Here is a 16,902-nt window from a genome sequence, read left to right on the forward strand (position 1 = left end):
GGCCCCGCCGTCCGACTACTGCCGCGTGGGAGGGCGCAGCATCCGGCCTCTCCCGCTCGGAGCCGGAGCGAAGAGGGGCATGGGATGGGTGGGCTGGATGTGCGCATGCGGGAGGTCGCGTGCCGTCACGGCCGGGTGGACGCCGTCGCCGCCGTGGATCTGGAGATCGCGGCCGGTGAGCGGGTGGCGCTGACCGGCACCAACGGCTCGGGAAAGACCACCCTGCTCCGCGCCGTCCTGGGTCTGCACCGGAAGGTGACCGGCACCATCCTGGTCGGGGGCCGCGGTACGCGCACATCGGCCGAGTGGGCCTGGCGGCGGCGGGTCTGCGCCTGGATTCCGCAGAAGCCGGCAGCGGGCCGGTTTCCGCTCCTGGGTGAGGAGTTGCTGGCCAGCAGCGCGGCGCCCACCGAAGCCGGGGAGGCCGCGGAGCGGCTCGGCGTGGGGGCGCTGACCGGACGGCCGTTGCACACCCTCTCCGGCGGCCAGTTGCAGCGCATGTACCTCGCGCGGGCGATCGGCTGTGTCGCGGCGGGTGCCCAGGTGCTGCTCGCCGACGAGCCCACCGCGGCGCTCGACTTCACCGGTCAGGAGGAGGCCGCCGACGTCCTCACCGCGCTGCCCGTCACCCTGCTCGTGGTGACCCACGACCGGACGCTCGCCGAGCGGTGCGACCGGGTGCTGGACATGGCCGCCGGACGGCTGCGGGAGGTCCGGTGACTCTGGCTGCCGCCGATGTGGGCGCCCTCCTCCAGCTCCTGCCCGTCCAGCGGGCCGGCTTCGCCCTCCTGCTCGCGGCGATCGGCCTGCCCGTGATCGGCGTGGTGATCGTCGGCCTGGACATCATGCCGGTGCGGTTCGCGATGATGCACGTGGCGCTGCTGGGGATCGCGGTCGGCCTGCTGACCGGGCTCGATCCGATGCTGTGCGCGCTCGTCGCGTGTGCTCTGTCGGGCGCGGGCGTGGCCCCGCTCGCCCGTACCCCCGACGGCCTGTCAGGGGCCATGGGGTTGTTGATGAGTCTGGCCATCGCGGCAGCGCTGCTCGTCCTCGCGGTCTCGGGCGTCAACGCCTCCGGCGCGTTCGCGCTGTTGTGGGGCTCCATCCTGTCCGTGGGCACCGCGGATCTCGTCGTCCTCGCCGTGCTGGCGGTCGTCGTTCCCGGTCTGTTCTGGTGGCGTCGCCGTGACGTGGGCCTGCTCCTGTACGACCGTGAACTGGCCGAGTGCTCGGGCGTACCGGTTCGCGGGCTGACCGTCGTCCTGCTGGTCCTGGTCGCGGTCGCGGTCGCCGGGGCGATCAAGCTGACCGGCGCGCTGCTGGTCGACGCCCTCACGCTCCTGCCCGCACTCGCGGCACGCCGCCTCGGCGGCTCGCTGAAGTCGATCACTCTGTGGGCGGTCGGCATCGGCATCGTCGTGAATCTGACGGGGTTCCTTGTGGCCCTGTGGCTGGACTGGCCGCCCGGCCCGGTCCTCGTCCTGACGGCGGGGGCCGTGGTCCTCGCCGTCCATCTCGTACCCGAACGGAGAAACACCTCATGGCGCGCAACCGCCTCCGTATCCCTTCCCTCGTCGCACTGAGCGCGGCACTGGCCCTGGTCACCGGCTGCGGGGGCGACAGTGACACGTCGGCGGGCAGCGACAGCGGCAAGGCCAAGGGGAAGGGCAAGCCGTCGGTGGTCGTGACCACCACCTGGGAAGGCGCCTTCGCCAAGGCCGCCGGCGCCGAGGACATCAAGGTCATCGTCCCCAAGTCCGTGCACCACGCGCCCGATTACGACCCGAAGCCGTCGGTCCTGGCGGCCGTGGCCGAGGCCGACTTCGTGCTGTACGCGCCCTTCGAGCCGTACGCCGAGAAGATCAAGGAAGCCGCCGGCTCCGAGGCCGAGCTGGTCGAGGTGAATCTGGACAACGACGCCGACAAGGTGAAGGCGGAGGTCGACAAGCTGGCGAAGCTGTTCGGCACGGACAAGGCCGCGGCGACGTGGAAGGCCGCCTTCGACACCGAGTACGCCCAGCTCGCGAAGGACCTCAAGGCCGCCTGGCCCGGCGGGAAGAGCCCGAACGTCGTCAGCCAGGTCTTCACGGGCTGGTCGGCCGAGCTGGCGGGTGCCACCACCGTCGGGACCTACGGGCCGGAGGCCGTGACCCCGGCGCAGCTCGCGGAGCTCTCGGAGAAGAAGCCGGCCTTCGTCCTGGACAACGCGCACATGTCGACGGGGACGGTCCTGCCGGACTCCGGCGCGAAGCAGGTGAAGATCGTCAACTATCCGGGCGACGACCTCGACCTGCTGCCCGTCTACAGCAATGCCGCGGCCGAGCTGAAGAAGGCCATGGGCGCCTCCTGAGCGGCGCGTTGCCGGGCCGGCCCACGTGTCGGCCGTACAGAGGCGGGAGGGCAGCGTGCCGCCCTCCCGCCTCTTGTGGTCGCGCGCGACTACCGCGGTCGGGGCGCGGGCGGGGTCCAGACCGTGCCGCGGGCCTCGTATTCGAGCATGACCTCCACGCCGGTCGCCACGTCCGCGCCCAGTTCACGGCGTACGAGCCACAGGGCGAGGTCCAGGCCCGACGTGATGCCGCCGGCGGTGACCAGGTCGCCGTCGTCCACCACGCGTGCGATCTTCAGCAGTCCTCCCTGCTGCTCGAGGTCGGGCCGGGCCTTGTGGTGGGTGGTGCACGGGCGGCTTTTCGTCAGTCCTGCTGCGGACAGCAGCATGGTGCCCGTGCACACGGCGCTGACGGTGAGGCCGGGGCGCACCGCCGAAGCCAGGGCGCGCGGGAGGGTGCCGCGCGCGATCTCCGCCCGGACGCCCGGGCCTTCGTGACGTGCGTACCCGCCTCCGGGGACGACCAGGACGTCCGCGATGCGCGGGGCCCAGCCGTGTTCGACGCGGACCTTCGTTCCGTAGGCGGCCTGCACGGCGCCGGGGCCGGACGCGGTGACGTAGCGGACGTCGATCTCGCGGTCCGTGAAGAAGCGGGCCGCGGAGAAGACTTCGTAGGGAGCGGCGAAGTCGAGCTCCTCCACACCGTCGTACATCACGATGTGCACCCTCAGGGGTCCACCGGTCTCCTGGACGGGCTGGACGGGCGCCGCCGCGGCAGGTGCGGCAGGTGCGGCGGTGACTCCCGCCATCGCACCCGCGGCTCCGATCGCGGTCGAGGCCCGGAGCAGTTTCCTGCGGTTCATTCGGTTCTCCTGTCCCGATGGTCGTCGTACGGATGGGCGTGGGCGCCGCGCGCCGCGCCTGGAGTCCGGCTCAGCCGGCCGGGGCGAGTGACGGCGCGGCGGGTGCCTCGTGGACGGAGGCCTGCGCCAGGTGCTCACGCAGGGCGGCGCGGTCGGACTTGCCCGCCGGGGTCAGCGGCAACTCGGCGACCACCAGCAGCCGTTCGGGGTGCTTGCGCTGCTCCAGACCCCGCTGTGTCAGATGCTGTCCGAGCGAGTCGAGCGTGGGCACCTCGCCGGAGCGGGGGACGACGCACGCGGCGAGGCGCTCACCCATCAGGTGGTCCGGAACGCCGACGCACACCACGTCCCGTATGTGGGGATGGGAGCGCAACTCCCGCTCCACTTCGGCCGGGCTGATGTTGGCGCCGCCCCGGATGACGACGTCCTTGAGCCGTCCCACGATGTGCAGGGTGCCGTCCTCGTCGAGGAAGCCGAGGTCTCCGGTGCGCACCCAGCCGTCGGGCGTGCGGTAGCGGGCGTCGAGGTCGGGGGCGCCGACGTAGCAGAGGGGGGTCATCGGACCGCGGGCGATGATCTCGCCGATACCGCCGTCCGGTACCTCGGCGTGGGTGTCGGTGTCGGCGATACGGATCTCGGCCACCCGGGGGTCGGGGCGGCCGGCGACCACACCGGCATCGTCGGTGGGCGGGGTCGTACTGTCCAGCCCGGTGTGGCAGTTGACGCCGTCGGCGGAGCCGTAGAGGTTGACGACGTGGCAGCCGAAAGCCTGCGCCGCGGCAGCCGCGGTGGGCTCGTCGAGCGGCGCCCCACCGAGGATCAGAGCGGTGAGCGTCTCACGCTGACGCTCGCCGGTGACCGGCTTCCTGTCGGCGGCCGGCTTCTCGCTCGTGGCGTCGAGCCGTTCGAGCATCATGCGCACCATGGTGGGCACGCCGAGGATGTGCGTCGGCTCGTGTTCGGCCACGGCCGCGAGGGCGGCTTCGGGGGTGAAGTGGTCGAGGAGGATCAGCGTTCCGCCGTGCCGGGCGAGCGTGACCGCGGTGCCGTTGGAGCCGAAGGCGGAGGCGAGCGGTACCAGGAACAGACAGCGGGGCGGGGTCCTGTCGGGAATGAGTGAGGCGAGGAAGTTGCCGCGTCCGCCCGCGAGTGCGTTGTGCGAGTACGCCACCATCTTGGGCTCGGCCTCCGAGCCGGAGGACACGAGGATGCGGGCCGCGCTGTCGGGGTCGGGCCGGGCGGGGACGAAGCCGCTCGGGTCGCCGCGCAGCAGCGTGGCGAGCGGAACCGTTCCTTCAGGGGCGGTGCCCGGCCCCGCGGCGATCACGTGCCGCAGGGCGGGCAGCACGGGAGACAGGGCGTGCAGTTCGGCCGCGTGGTGGGCGCCCCGGTGCTCGGTGGCCGCGATGACGGCCACCGCTTCGGCGCGGCGCAGCAGGCACTCGGCCTCCAGGCTGCCGCGGCCGACGGGGAACGGCAGGGCGACCGCGCCGAGGGCGGCGAGCGCCAGATCGGCGATGACGGCGTTGCGGTGGTTGGGGAGCTGGACGCCGACCACGTCACCCGGGCGTATGCCGAGGTCTCTGAGGCCGGTGGCCAGACATCGCACTTTGCGGTCCAGCGCGGTGTAACAGAGTTTCCCCTTGGCATCGAGGACCGCGGTGTGGTGCAGGTCCATGATCTGACGGGCCCGGAAGAGGCTGTAGAGGTCCAGGTCGGGGCAGGTGCCGTCGACCACCCAGGACCGGCGCAGCTCGGCGGGCAGCAGGTCGTGCAGTTCGACGGTCATGTGAAGCTCCAGGGGTCGGGAACGGCGGGGGCACCGTGCGCGTCGCGGCTGATCGAGCCGGCGAAGCGCGGGTCGTCGTGCAGTGCGGACAGGTCCGTGGTGACACGGGTGGCGGTGAGACCGTGCGCACGCAGCTGCCGCAGCGCGTCGTCCGTCGGAAGGTCACGCAGGTCGTACGCGGCTGCCGCGGCCGCGCACGTGTCGCTCGGCGCGACCCAGCCGTCGGCCGTGGGCAGCGGACGCCGGAACCCGGCAGGCTGTCTCGGGCCCTCGCCGCGAGCCGCCCGGCCCAGGAAGGGGGTTGTCAGTGTGTCCGCCGCACCGAGCAGCGAGGAGCCGACGCGCACACCGTGCCCGGTGCGTTCCCGCAGGAGCAGCCCTGCGAGCACCGCTTCCGTGCCGAGCAGTCCGCCGAGTACGTCGAGCAGTGTCATCAGGGAGGGCGCGGGGGTCTCCCCGTCCGGGCGGACCGCCTCGCCGACACCGGTACGGGCCTGGACCATGAAGTCGGTACCCATGGGGGCATCGGACAGCCGGCCGGCCCAGCCGCTGGTGTACGCGTAGACCAGGGCGGGGTTCACGGAGGCGAAGTCGTCTGCGTCCAGACCGAGTTCGGCGGCCTTGCCCGGGGCCCAGTTGTGCAGGAACACATCGGCTTCCGCCGCCATCTCCCGCAGCAGGCGGCGTCCGGCGGGCGCCTTGATGTCGACCTCCGCAGCCTGCTTGCCGCGATTGAGCGCGAGCCAGCGGGCGGAGACACCGGAGCACGCCGGCGGCATGCCCCGCAGTGGATCACCGCCCGGCGGCTCGATACGGATCACGTCGGCGCCGAGCAGTCCCAGCAGGTGCGCGGCGAGCGGGGCCTGGATCCGGCGTCCTGCCTCCAGCACGGTCAGACCGGCGAGGGGGCGTTCCGGCGAGGGGGCGGACACCGGGTGGGTGCGGCCGGGGCGGAGCAGGTCCACGGACCAGGGCGGGGCGCCCTCGTACTCGACCGCCCGTTCGGCGAGCGTGCGCAGGGCGCAGACCTCGGCCCCCGACACGGAGGCGGCCTGGAGGATCCGCTGCCAGGGATGCGCCCGCGCCGTGGTGTGCAGCACCTGCGGGAAGGGAGCACAGGCCGTGGCGTACCGGAACTGGAAGGGCCGCCAGCCGGCGCGTATCGCCTCCGGCGGCGCGCCCAGAGCACGCCAGAACGCGGCCCAGGCACCCGGGTCCAGGGTCTCCAGTTCGAAAAGGAGGCCTTCGGACGAGACGAACGGCGGCCCGCCGGGGGCAAGTTCGGCTGCCTCGCCCTCGTCGGCCCCGGAGGCGGCGAGGTACTGCGAGACGGCGAGCAGCCCTGCACGCTGCGCGCTGGTGGTGACGTCGGCAGGGGCATCGCCACCGCGGGCCTGGGCCAGCAGCCCGGCGAGGAGGCCCTGCACCGTGAGCACGCCGGTGGCGACGGACGCATAGTCGACGCCCAGGCCACGCGGGTCGCCGTCGCGGCGGCCGTGCACGGTCATGATGCCGGTGGCGGCCTGCACGGTGGCCTCGTCGTTGATCCCGGTCCCGGGGGAGGCCCACGTCGTGCGGGCCTGAACGGGCGCGAAGTCCTCTCCGCTCAGCACCGCGCGGCCGGCCGGCCCGGTCCCCGGCGCGGTGTCGGCCGCCTGCGCGCCGAGAAGGCGCAGATGCTCCGAGACCACGGTCATGAGCTGCGGCGGTCCCAAGATGTCGAAACGCAGCGTGTCGAGTGGCCGGACCGCCTGCGTGGTGACGGGTGATGCCATGCCTCTCCTCTCCTGGCGCGGCGGTGGCCGGCGCCCGGTCGTCCGGAACCCGGGAACTCGGGAGCGTCCGCGCCCGACCAGTTCCGTGTGGAGACAGTCGGACAGCCGTTCGCACAAGTTCCCGGCAACTCGAGGAGAGGCATGGCAGGTCGAGGCAGTGAGGGCGCACCGCACGGCCAACCGGGCGGGCGGACGGCCGAGTTGCGTGAGCGCGTCGGAGAGTTCGTCCGCGATCGCGTGATTCCGTACGAACCGGTGTTGGACGCGGGCGGACCCGATGCCGTGGCGGCCTTGGGCGCGTTGCAGGGCCGGGCGAAGCAGGAGGGGCTGTGGGCGCTGCCGTTGCCCGCGCATCTGGGCGGCCGCGGCCTCGCGTTCGGCGAGTACGCCGAACTGGCGGAGGCGGAGGGGGCGAGCGACCACGGTCCCGCGGCACTGGGCTCCGCTCCCCTGCTGGATGTGTCGATGCTGGAGCGGCACGCGCAGAGCGGTGTCCGTGACCGGTATCTGCGCCGGCTCGTGGCCGGGGAGACGCGGACCTGCTACGCGATGACGGAGCCCGAGGTTCCCGGCACGGACCCGTTCATGACCGGAACCCGTGCCGTGCGGCAACCGGACGGCCGGTGGGCCGTCACCGGGCGCAAGTGGTTCACCTCCGGAGCCGCCGGCGCGGACCTCGTCACCGTGCTGGCCCGCACCGACGGGCAGACCGGCGACCGCGAGGGACTCTCCCTGCTGCTGGTGCCCACCGACTCCCCCGGTTTCCGCGTCGTCCGCGAACTCCCGGTTCTCGGCGCGACCGGCCAGTGGGAGATCGAATTCGACCAGGTCGGCGTACCCGCCGACCATCTCGTCGGTGCACGCGGCCAGGCGCTCGCCATTGCCGGTGAGCGCCTCCAGCGAGGCCGCACCCTGCGGTGTCTGCGCTGGCTCGGCCAGGCCCAGCGGGCGTTCGATCTGATGTGTGAGCGGGCGGTCGCCCGCGGCGGATCCCGCGGCCCGCTCGCCGGCCACCAGCTGGTCCAGCAGCAGGTGTTCGACGCCCTCCTCGCCCTGCGTACCACGCGCCCTCTCGTCCATGAGGCAGTCGCTCTCATCGACGCGGGGAAGGACGCACACATCGAGGTGGGCCTCGCCAAGGTCGCGGCGGCCCGCATGCTCCAGCAGGTCACGGATGCGGCGATCCAGGTCCATGGCGCCGCCGGCCTCGGCCCGGACACGGCACTGCCCGCACTCTTCCGCACGGGCCGGGCCGCTCGCATCCTGGACGGGCCGGACGAGCTGCACATCACCGCTGTGGCGCGGCGGGTGCTGCGCGGGTACGGCGGGCCGAGTCCTACACGTCCGTGATGTCGAGCGAGCCGGTGAGCGCGGCCAGCCCCAGGGCGAGGAAGAAGTCGCCCCAGATCAGTTCGTGCCGTACGGCGGTGCCCCGGCCGGCGTCGTAGCAGCCGTCGAGCAACCTGCCGGCGGGCCGGTGTGCGCGAGGTCCGGACAGATGGGTGCCGACCAGGCGGCTCAGGATCGCAGAGCCCCGGTGCGCGTACTCCGTCGCCCTCGGGCCCGGCAGACGCGCGAGTTTCAGCAGAGCGACAGCGGTGATCGCGGCGGCCGACGTGTCGAGGGGGCCGTCGGGACGGGACGCATCGGCATGCGGGACGAGCGGTCCGTCCAGCGCGGCCCCGTGCCGCAACAGGTGCTCGGTCGCCCCCGCGAGAGCCTCGGCCCGCGGTCCGGGGAGGGTCGGGAGATGCAGGGCGTCGGCGACCGCCAGGAGCAGCCACGCCCTGCCCCGGCTCCAGCCCTGGGGCGGGTCCTCGCAGGGCTGCCATCCCGACCCCGCGTCGAAGCGCCAGGCGGGCTGTGTCCAGGGCCGGTGTTCGCTGCCGTCTCCGAGGCAGAGTTCGACGTGGCGGTGCAGATGTGCGTCTGCTGCCGCGGCACCCTCGGGCCCGGCCCCTGCCAGCAAGGGCACCATTCCCGGCACACCGTCCGCGCGGGCGAGGAGGCGAGGGCCTCCCAGCGCCGATCCCCAGGGGACGAGGCCGAGTTCGGGGTCCATGGCCTCCAGGCAGGTGCGCGCGGACCGCTCACGCAGCGCTGTGGCGTCCGCGTCGTGGGAGGCCAGGGCGGTCCCGTACCAGAGGATCAGACCCCGGGTGGCGGTGTCGGCGTCCGCCCACGGCGCGAGGCGCGCGGTGCACCGGGACGCTGCCGCCCGGTCGGCCTCGGCGCCTGTGCACCGCGCCCGCAACCACAGCAGCCCGGCCCAGAATCCGCCCGTCCACGACCCGCGCCCCGTCGTGGTCCACCGCCCGCTGTCCGGGTCGGCGAACAGGGGAAAGCGTGGGCCCACCTCGTACTCGGTGACCGTCACGCGCTCGATCACCGCCTTCAGGGCGTCGCCGGCCCAGTCCGCCGACGTCACGACGACCGGCCCGCGCGTCCTCGCCGGTCCCGTACGGCCCAGGCGAAGGCGACGGCACCGGCGGCGGCGAATTCCCCTGCCACCAGCATCCAGCCGAAGCCGTAACGTCCCGCCTCCGCGAACAGGCCGAAGAGCAAAGGCCCCACGGCGAACCCGGCGAAGAATCCCGCGGCGACCAGCGCCGAGTCCTGCCCCGCCCGGCCCGGTGCGGCCCGTTGCATGACCAGCACCATGGAGACCGCGTTGCCCGACACGGCGAAGACCCCGACGGCGACGGCAGCGGCCCAGGCAAGAGGAGGTGCCGACAGCGCCGCAGCGAGGAGAGCGGCCGCGCCCACGGCGCCCACCGCAAGCCATCCCGGCAGCCACTCGGCGCGCCCCGGCCGGGCCGCCCTCGACCATCCCACCCGGCCGACGATCCCCGCCACGCCGAGCACGGCCACCAGAGCGGCAGCCGTGCCGGGGCCCATCTCCAACTCCCGTACGCCGAACAGCGCGAGGTAGGTGTTCACCGAAGCGATACCGCTGCCCAGAAACAGTGAGAAGACAGCCAGCCAGGCGACGAAACCACGTGGCACCGGGGACGGCCGCATGGTGGTGGCCGGCGGCGGTGGGTCGGACGGAAGAGTGCGCAGCGCCCACAACCCGGTCAGCAGGGCGGTGCCCGCGGCCGTCCACACCGCGCCCCGCCACCCGATGCCGCCGGCCACGGCGGCGAGCGGCAACCCGGCCGCGAACGCCCCCAGTTGGACACCGGACTGCTTCGTCCCTGTCACCGAGCCGCGCCGGGCGGGCGGGACCGACGCGAGAATGGCCTTGTTCGTGGCCGGGTTGGCGAGCGCCTGGGGAACACCGCCCAGCGCGACCGCTGCCAGCAGCAGACCGGCGCCGGGCGCGGCGCCGATGAGGGCGAGTGCGACCGCGGACACCACCAGCAGGACGACCAGTGCGCGCCGCGGACCGATCCGGTCCACGATGCGCCCGCCCATGGGGGACAGTACGGCCGCCGTCCCGAACCCGATCGTGGTGGTGAGGCCCAACACGGTGGGCGATATCCCCAGTTCGTCCACGAGCCGAGGTCCGAGCGCGCCCAGCAGGAACAACTGGAGCATCGAGAAGGCCATGGCACAGGTCAGCAGTGCAGTGAGTGCTGGGGCCTGCCGCTTGTCCGGCAGCGGTGCCGACGCCGTCGCCGCTGTGCCCTCTGCCGCCACCGTGTCTCCGTTCCCGCCGCTGACTGTCCCGACCCGCCGCAACAGGAGTCGGACAGCCCAACACCTCGGTTCCCCGGGGTAGTTGTGGCCTGGGCCACACATCCGGCCCGGGATGAGGGGGCGCGTGGTGAATTCCGTACCGACGGGTGCCCGGCCACGAGGGGGAATGCAAGGATGAGCCCGCCATGATGTCAGGCCGGGGGTGTCGAGCGTTACGGGCCGCGGTGTTCGCCGCCGTCTGTGTGCTGCTCGCTGCCTTCGGCCACATCCTCATGTCCGGGACATCCGTTCCCTGGTGGGCGATGTCCACCGCGTTCGGCGTGACGACGGCCGCGGCCTGGGCCCTCGGCGGGCGCGAACGCGGACTTCTCGTCGTCACCTCTGCGACGGTCGTGGCTCAGGCGGGGATGCACGCGTGCTTCTCCCTGGCCCAGGCCATGGTGTACCCGTCGCCGCCGACGGACAGCTCGTTGGCCCGGCAATGGGCCCGGTCCCTGGCTCTCGGGACGGGGGAATCCACCGCACCGGCCTCCGGTGCGGTCCTTCGGGGCGTAGGCGATGGCGGCCCGGCTCAGCAGCCCGGCATGACGATGCTCCATGACGGCATGGACGTCCACGATCACGCCCTGCACGGGGTGGCGGACGGCGCCACCGGCACGACGGCGTTGAGCGGGCACGACATGGGTGACATGTCACCGACGGGAATGCTGTCGGCTCACCTGCTGGCGTCATTGCTCTGCGGTCTGTGGCTCGCGTACGGAGAGCGGGCTGCGTTCCGCGTTCTGCGCTCGCTCGCCGGATGGCTGGTCGCTCCCCTGCGGCTGATGCTCCCTCAGCCCGCGCCGGTGCACGGGACACGCATCCGCGTACGCCGGAGCAGGCGGACCCACGCGCCACGACGGCTCCTTCTCGCCCACGCCATCACCTCACGGGGTCCACCACCGGGGATCGCTGTCCTGTGACAGCTGGTTCCCCGGTGCCGCGGAGTCTTCCACGACGCGCACCGGGCATCGGCCGTGCCGTCCGGCAGGCCGTACCCCTCACCGGCCTCGCCCCTCGGCGCGACGCCGGAACCCGATTTCCCGTGAGGACTTCTGGCGATGACCCCTGCCTCGTACCCCGTGCAACCTCCCGTCGCAACCAGGCCGCCGCGCCATACCCCCGAAGACGACGCGGCCGTGACCCGCCTGGCACTCTCCGCTCGCGACGGTGATCCGGCGCGGGTCGACCGCTTCGTCCGCGCGCTGCACCGCGACGTCTGGCGCTATGTGGCCTACCTCAGCGCCGACCCCCAGGCAGCCGACGATCTCACGCAGGATGTGTTCCTCCGGGCGCTCGGCAGCCTCCACCGTTTCGAGGGCCGTTCGTCCGCCCGCACCTGGCTGCTGTCCATCGCTCGCCGCACCGTGGTGGACAGCCTGCGTCACGCGGCTGCCCGGCCGAGGCTCTCCGACAGGACCGACTGGCAGACCGCTGCGGAACAGGCCCAGCCACGGCACAGCCCCGGCTTCGAGGACGGCATCGCTCTCGCGGAGCTCCTGGCCACGATCCCGGCCGAACGCCGCGAGGCCTTCATCCTCACGCAGCTCCTGGGTCTGCCCTACGCCGAGGCCGCCCTGGCCCTCAACTGCCCGGTGGGAACCGTCCGTTCCCGGGTGGCCCGCGCCCGCGCCTCGCTCATCAAACTGCTCGGCGAACCGGACCTTCCCCTCACCGCACCCGAAGGACGGGCAGGAAGGAAAAGCGACACCGGAGGCCGGTTCACGAACGGTCCCGAGCTCATGGCCGTGACCGGCTGACCACCGAGTCGCCCGGGGACCTGCGGCGCGCCACGTGCCTCAGGTGCCCGGGCGCGGCCCGATGCCCCCTGGCCGTACTCGCGCACCACGCCCGGGAGTTGTCAGCGGACGACGTCGAAGACGTTCTTCTGCAGACCGTTGGCGTAGGCCTCGTGCTCGACGAGCTCCAGCTTCTGCATGTCCTTGTCGGTATCGCTGAACAGACGCTTGCCCGCGCCGAGCAGGAGCGGGAAGACAAGCAGGTGGTAACGGTCGATCAGGCCGGCGTCCGAGAGGTTCCGGTTCAGGGTGGCGCTGCCGTGCATGATGATCGGTCCGCCCTCGGTCTCCTTCAGCGCGGCGACCTCGTCGAGCGAACGCAGGATCGTGGTCCGGCCCCAGTCCGACGCCAGGTCGTCGTCGGTCAGGGTGGTGGAGACGACGTACTTCGGCATCTCCTTGTAGGAGGAGAAGTCCTCCATGCCCGGCCAGACCGGGCTGAACGCCTGGTAGCTGGTCCGCCCCAGCAGCATCGCGGTGGCTTCCTGCTGCTCCCGGCCCTTGATGTCGTACGCCTCCGGGAGGAACTCCATGTTCTTGAAGGTCCAGCCCGAGTTCCGGTAACCCGGCTCACCGCCCGGGGCCTCCACGACGCCGTCGAGCGAGACGAAAGCAGTGCTGATCAGGGTGCGCATCGAACGTCTCCAGGGTGTCTCGTGATCTGGTGGCAGCAGGTTCCGTGGGCCGGCTTCGGCCTTCCACTGTGCCCGCTTTCCCTCACTGACTGCTGATCGTGGCGAAACTCATCGATCATCGCCACTCCGCGCGGCGGGCCTCGATGCAACTCGCGCCCCAGCAGACGATGCGCGCCACTGCCAGACCACGTCTCCTGCACCCTGCGCCGTTGTCAGGTCGCTGAGACTCCCTGATGCCGGCCGGCGAACCCGGTTACGTGGCTCGTCATCGCCGCACCCGCGGCATCCCCAGCCCGATCCACGAGATGATCTCGCGCTGGATCTCGTTGTTCCCGCCGCCGAAGGTGAAGATCACGGCCGACCGGTATCCGCGCTCCAGCTCGCCGTGGAGCACCGTGCCGGCCGAGCCCTCCTTGAGCGGGCCGGCCGCGCCCACCACTTCCATCAGCCAGGCGTAGGCGTCGCGGCGGGCCTCGGAGCCGAAGACCTTGACCGCTGAGGCGTCCTGCGGGGTGAGCGTGCCCTGCTGGACGGCGTTCACCATCTGCCAGTTGAGCAGTTTCATCGCGTCCAGCCGGGTGTGGGTGCGCGCCAGACGGCCGCGGACCCAGCCGAGGTCGATGACCCGGCGGCCGTCGGCGAGTTTGGTGTCGGCCGCCCAGCGCTGGACGTTGTGGAGTGCCCGGATCGCCATGGTCCCGTGGGCGGCCAGGGTGACGCGTTCGTGGTTGAGCTGGTTGGTGATCAGCCGCCAGCCCTTGTTCTCCTGGCCGACGCGGCGGGAGGCGGGGACCCGGATGTTCTCGTAGTAGCTGGCCGTCGTGTCGTGGGAGGCCAGGGTGTTGATCAGGGTGCAGGAGTAGCCGGGGTCGGACGTCGGCACGAGGAGCATGGTGATGCCCTTGTGGGGCGGCGCGCCGGGGTCGGTGCGCACGGCGAGCCACACCCAGTCGGCCGTGTCGCCGTTGGTGGTCCAGATCTTCTGTCCGTTGACGGTGTAGTGGCCGGTGTCCTCGTCGCCCTCGCGCACCGCGCGGGTCTTGAGGGCGGCGAGGTCGGTGCCGGCGTCGGGTTCGCTGTAGCCGATGGCGAAGTCGATCTCGCCGGAGAGGATCTTCGGCAGGAAGTACGCCTTCTGCTCCTCGGTGCCGAACTGCATGATCGTCGGACCGACCGTGTTCAGGGCCATCAGCGGCAGCGGTACGCCCGCCTGGGCCGCCTCGTCGAAGAAGATGAACTGCTCCATGGGGCTCAGCCCGCGCCCGCCGTACTCCGTCGGCCAGCCGACGCCGAGCCAGCCGTCCGTGCCGAGGCGGCGGACGGTCTCGCGGTAGAAGCGCTTCTGCTCGCCGGGGTCGGCGTAGCGGGCGTACACGTTGTCCGGCACGAGCCGGGCGAAGTAGATGCGCAGTTCGGCGCGCAACTGCTGCTGTTCAGGCGTGTATTCGAGGTGCACGGCCCCTCCAGAGTCTCGCGACCGTCACGGCGCGGCGCACACGGTAGAACGTGTTGCAAGAATCCGGAAGGGCCACGGCCGGCGGAGGGGCGGGATTCCTCCCGGTCCCGGCCGTCGAACCGCCCGGTCCCGGCCGTCGAACCCGCCTACAGCGACGCGTACGCGGCGGTCACCAGAGCCATCTTCCGGGGGTCGTCCGCGATGTGCGGGCCCATACGGTTCATCACATACCCCAGACTGAGACCCGCCTCCGGATCGGCCAGACCGCACGAGCCGCCGAAGCCGTCGTGGCCGACGGCACGGGGGTTGGGGCCGTACGAACCGTTCTCGCCGCTGAGCCAGAGGCCGAGCGCCACTTCGGTGTCGTGCTGGAAGCCCCTGCCGAGGACCAGGTCACGACAGCTGCCCTGGCCCTCGCGGACCCGTTCGGCGGCCTCCGGGGACAGGATTCGCCGGCCGCCGTGCTCACCCCGTCCGGCGACGATCCCGTAAAGGGCGGCGACTCCACGGGCCGTGCCGTGTCCGTTGGCCGCCGGGATCTGGGCCGCGCGCCAGGCGGGGGTGTTGGCCTCCGCCGCACCGACGATCGGGTTGACCAGCGCGGCCAGCGCGACAGGAGTCATCTGGGCGAAGATCGCGGCCTGTTCGCTCGACGGCGCGGCCGGAGGATGCACCAGGTCGGCGGCGCGTCCCGCCTCCTTCTCCGGCAGCCCGATGGTGAAGTCGATGCCGAGCGGTCCGGTGACCTCCTTCTGGAGCAACTCCCCCGGGAGCAGCCCGCAGACACGTCTGACGACCTCGCCGACCAGGAAGCCGTACGTCATGGCGTGGTAGCCGGACTGCGTGCCGGGCTCCCACCACGGCTCCTCGGCGGCGAGGGCGTCGCAGGTCAGTTCCCAGTCGTAGAGGTCCTCGACGGTGTGCAGTTCGCGCAGTCCCGCGAGTCCGGCGCGGTGGGAGAGGAGATGGCGGACGAGGATGCCGCCCTTGCCGGCCGCGGCGAACTCGGGCCAGTACGTGGCGACGGGCGCGTCCAGGTCCAACTCGCCGCGGTCGGCGAGCAGATGGGCGCACAGGGCGGTGGCCCCCTTGGTGGTCGACCAGACGTTGACCAGGGTCTCCCGCTCCCAGGGCCGGGTGCGGGCCTCGTCCGCCCAGCCGCCCCACAGGTCGACCACGGTTTCGCCGTCGTGGATCACGGACACGGCGGCCCCCAGCTCGCCCCGGTCGCGGAAGTTCTCCTCGAAGGCCTCGCGCACCGACCGGAACCGGTCGTCGCAGTGTCCGTCGATCGTGGGTGCGCTCTGAGACATGGGCCCTCCATCGCCTCGGCCGGGTGGTCCGGCCTGCCGTGTCCGACTGATACCGAACATACCGACTGGTCGGACTGCCGGGAAGGGTTTCCGCTTCGTGTGCACGGGGTCGCGTGCGCGAGGATGGGACCGAAGATCCGCACCCGGGAAGGACCCTACCGATGGCCCGCGACGACTCCGTACTCCTGCACACCGAGGGCCACGCCGCGTACATCACGCTCCATCGCCCCCGGGCGATCAACGCCCTGACCCATCCCATGGTTCACGCCGTCGACGAGGCGCTCACCGCATGGGAGCACGACGACGCCGTGCGCGTCGTCGTGATCGCCGGAGCGGGCGAGCGGGGGCTGTGCGCGGGAGGCGACATCCGGGCCATCCGCACGGCGGCGCTCGCCGGAGACCGGACCGCCACGGCCTTCTGGCGGGACGAGTACCGGCTCAACGCCCGTATCGCGCGCTACCCCAAGCCGTACGTCGCCGTGATGGACGGCATCGTCATGGGCGGCGGGGTCGGCATCTCCGCGCACGGCGACGTCCGGATCGTCACCGAGCGGTCCAGGGTCGCCATGCCCGAGACCGGCATCGGCTTCGTACCCGACGTCGGCGGTACGCATCTGCTGGCCAGGGCGCCGGGCGAACTCGGCACCCATCTCGCGCTCACCGGGCTTCCGGTGGGAGCGGCCGACGCGCTGCTGTGCGGCCTCGCCGATCACTTCGTGCCGTCCGGGCGTCTGCCGGAGCTCACCGCATCGCTCGCCCGGCTGGAGGTGGCGGACGTGCTGCACACCTACGCCGGACCCGCCCCCGAGGGTGAACTGGCCGCGCACCGCGGGTGGATCGACGCCTGCTACGCGAGCGACTCGGTGGAGGAGGTCCTCGACCGGCTGGTCGCGTATGGCGAGCCGGCGGCGAAGGAAGCCGCCGAGACGATCCTGACGCGGTCGCCCACCGCGGTGAAGGTGACCCTGGCGGCACTGCAGCGGGCCCGGGCACTCGGCGCGCTCGAACCGGTCCTGGACCAGGAGTTCCGGGTGTCGTCGGCGGCCTTCTCCCGGCCGGATCTGGCCGAGGGCGTGCGTGCCCAGGTCGTCGACAAGGACCGCAGGCCGCAGTGGTCACCGGCGCTGCTGTCGCAGGTGACGGACGAGGACGTGGAGCGGTTCTTCGAGCCGCTGGGGAATGACGAACTCGGGCTGGCGAAGGGCTGACCGGAGTCCCGGGCGGGCCGGCGACGGCGCGACCCGCGTCCGGGCCGGAGCCGC

General features: G+C 72.3%; 15 protein-coding genes. 7 read left to right on the top strand and 8 right to left on the bottom strand.

Annotation, left to right across the window (positions count from 1 at the left end):
* The first annotated feature begins 84 nt into the window (after positions 1-84).
* From ACQPWZ_RS03465 to ACQPWZ_RS03475, 3 genes are read left to right on the top strand one after another with little or no spacing between them, the layout of a single operon-like run.
* Positions 85-720 (top strand): metal ABC transporter ATP-binding protein, encoded by a 636-nt coding sequence (locus ACQPWZ_RS03465; RefSeq protein ID WP_433570580.1) that lies wholly within the window; start codon positions 85-87, stop codon positions 718-720.
* Positions 717-1,583 (top strand): metal ABC transporter permease, encoded by an 867-nt coding sequence (locus ACQPWZ_RS03470; protein ID WP_383246746.1) that lies wholly within the window; start codon positions 717-719, stop codon positions 1,581-1,583. The genes ACQPWZ_RS03465 and ACQPWZ_RS03470 overlap by 4 nt, the downstream gene beginning before the upstream one ends.
* The gene (locus tag ACQPWZ_RS03475; RefSeq protein ID WP_433570581.1) at positions 1,541-2,350 is read left to right on the top strand and encodes an ABC transporter substrate-binding protein; all 810 of its coding nucleotides are present in this window, start codon (positions 1,541-1,543) and stop codon (positions 2,348-2,350) included. The genes ACQPWZ_RS03470 and ACQPWZ_RS03475 overlap by 43 nt, the downstream gene beginning before the upstream one ends.
* Before the next feature lie 89 nt (positions 2,351-2,439).
* On the opposite strand, the gene ACQPWZ_RS03480 is transcribed toward ACQPWZ_RS03475, so the two are convergent.
* From ACQPWZ_RS03480 to ACQPWZ_RS03490, 3 genes are all read right to left on the bottom strand, one after another.
* Complete coding sequence (locus ACQPWZ_RS03480) at positions 2,440-3,192, bottom strand: DJ-1/PfpI family protein (RefSeq protein ID WP_433570582.1); 753 nt, start codon at positions 3,190-3,192, stop codon at positions 2,440-2,442.
* Positions 3,193-3,262: 70 nt separating this feature from the next.
* On the bottom strand, positions 3,263-4,981 hold the full coding sequence (locus ACQPWZ_RS03485) for a class I adenylate-forming enzyme family protein (RefSeq protein ID WP_433570583.1): 1,719 nt from the start codon (positions 4,979-4,981) through the stop codon (positions 3,263-3,265).
* Positions 4,978-6,756: a CoA transferase gene (locus ACQPWZ_RS03490; RefSeq protein WP_405567839.1), complete on the bottom strand. Its 1,779-nt coding sequence runs from the start codon at positions 6,754-6,756 to the stop codon at positions 4,978-4,980. The genes ACQPWZ_RS03485 and ACQPWZ_RS03490 overlap by 4 nt, the downstream gene beginning before the upstream one ends.
* Positions 6,757-6,897: 141 nt before the next feature.
* Between ACQPWZ_RS03490 and ACQPWZ_RS03495 the strand changes: the two genes are divergently transcribed.
* Positions 6,898-8,106, top strand: a complete 1,209-nt coding sequence (locus ACQPWZ_RS03495; RefSeq protein ID WP_433570584.1) for an acyl-CoA dehydrogenase family protein — start codon at positions 6,898-6,900, stop codon at positions 8,104-8,106.
* Here the strand turns inward: ACQPWZ_RS03495 and ACQPWZ_RS03500 are convergent.
* Positions 8,093-9,184 (bottom strand): sugar ABC transporter permease, encoded by a 1,092-nt coding sequence (locus tag ACQPWZ_RS03500; RefSeq protein WP_433570585.1) that lies wholly within the window; start codon positions 9,182-9,184, stop codon positions 8,093-8,095. The two genes, ACQPWZ_RS03495 and ACQPWZ_RS03500, sit on opposite strands and share 14 nt — an antisense overlap.
* On the bottom strand, positions 9,181-10,398 hold the full coding sequence (locus tag ACQPWZ_RS03505) for an MFS transporter (protein WP_433570586.1): 1,218 nt from the start codon (positions 10,396-10,398) through the stop codon (positions 9,181-9,183). Before ACQPWZ_RS03505 ends, ACQPWZ_RS03500 begins: the two co-directional genes overlap by 4 nt.
* A gap of 185 nt (positions 10,399-10,583) precedes the next feature.
* Here ACQPWZ_RS03505 and ACQPWZ_RS03510 point away from each other — a divergent pair, with 185 nt between their 5' ends.
* Both ACQPWZ_RS03510 and ACQPWZ_RS03515 read left to right on the top strand, forming a co-directional pair.
* Positions 10,584-11,360 carry a hypothetical protein gene (locus tag ACQPWZ_RS03510; protein WP_433570587.1) on the top strand — a complete coding sequence of 259 codons (777 nt, stop codon included), beginning with the start codon at positions 10,584-10,586 and terminating at the stop codon, positions 11,358-11,360.
* Positions 11,361-11,498: 138 nt separating this feature from the next.
* Positions 11,499-12,197 carry a sigma-70 family RNA polymerase sigma factor gene (locus tag ACQPWZ_RS03515; protein ID WP_433570588.1) on the top strand — a complete coding sequence of 233 codons (699 nt, stop codon included), beginning with the start codon at positions 11,499-11,501 and terminating at the stop codon, positions 12,195-12,197.
* A 101-nt stretch (positions 12,198-12,298) separates the two neighbouring features.
* Here the strand turns inward: ACQPWZ_RS03515 and ACQPWZ_RS03520 are convergent, their stop codons facing one another.
* The 3 genes from ACQPWZ_RS03520 to ACQPWZ_RS03530 form a co-directional block, all read right to left on the bottom strand.
* Positions 12,299-12,871: a dihydrofolate reductase family protein gene (locus tag ACQPWZ_RS03520; RefSeq protein WP_433570589.1), complete on the bottom strand. Its 573-nt coding sequence runs from the start codon at positions 12,869-12,871 to the stop codon at positions 12,299-12,301.
* A 265-nt stretch (positions 12,872-13,136) separates the two neighbouring features.
* Positions 13,137-14,327, bottom strand: coding sequence for an acyl-CoA dehydrogenase family protein (locus tag ACQPWZ_RS03525; protein WP_340471650.1), 1,191 nt, complete (start codon positions 14,325-14,327; stop codon positions 13,137-13,139).
* Between the two features lie 146 nt (positions 14,328-14,473).
* Positions 14,474-15,640: a serine hydrolase domain-containing protein gene (locus tag ACQPWZ_RS03530; protein ID WP_433570590.1), complete on the bottom strand. Its 1,167-nt coding sequence runs from the start codon at positions 15,638-15,640 to the stop codon at positions 14,474-14,476.
* A 161-nt stretch (positions 15,641-15,801) separates the two neighbouring features.
* On the opposite strand from ACQPWZ_RS03530, the gene ACQPWZ_RS03535 reads away from it, so the two are divergent.
* Positions 15,802-16,848: an enoyl-CoA hydratase/isomerase family protein gene (locus ACQPWZ_RS03535; protein ID WP_433570591.1), complete on the top strand. Its 1,047-nt coding sequence runs from the start codon at positions 15,802-15,804 to the stop codon at positions 16,846-16,848.
* Positions 16,849-16,902: the final 54 nt, after the last annotated feature.

The sequence above is a fragment of the Streptomyces sp. CA-251247 genome (assembly GCF_050952975.1).
Classification (GTDB): Bacteria; Actinomycetota; Actinomycetes; order Streptomycetales; family Streptomycetaceae; genus Streptomyces; species Streptomyces achmelvichensis.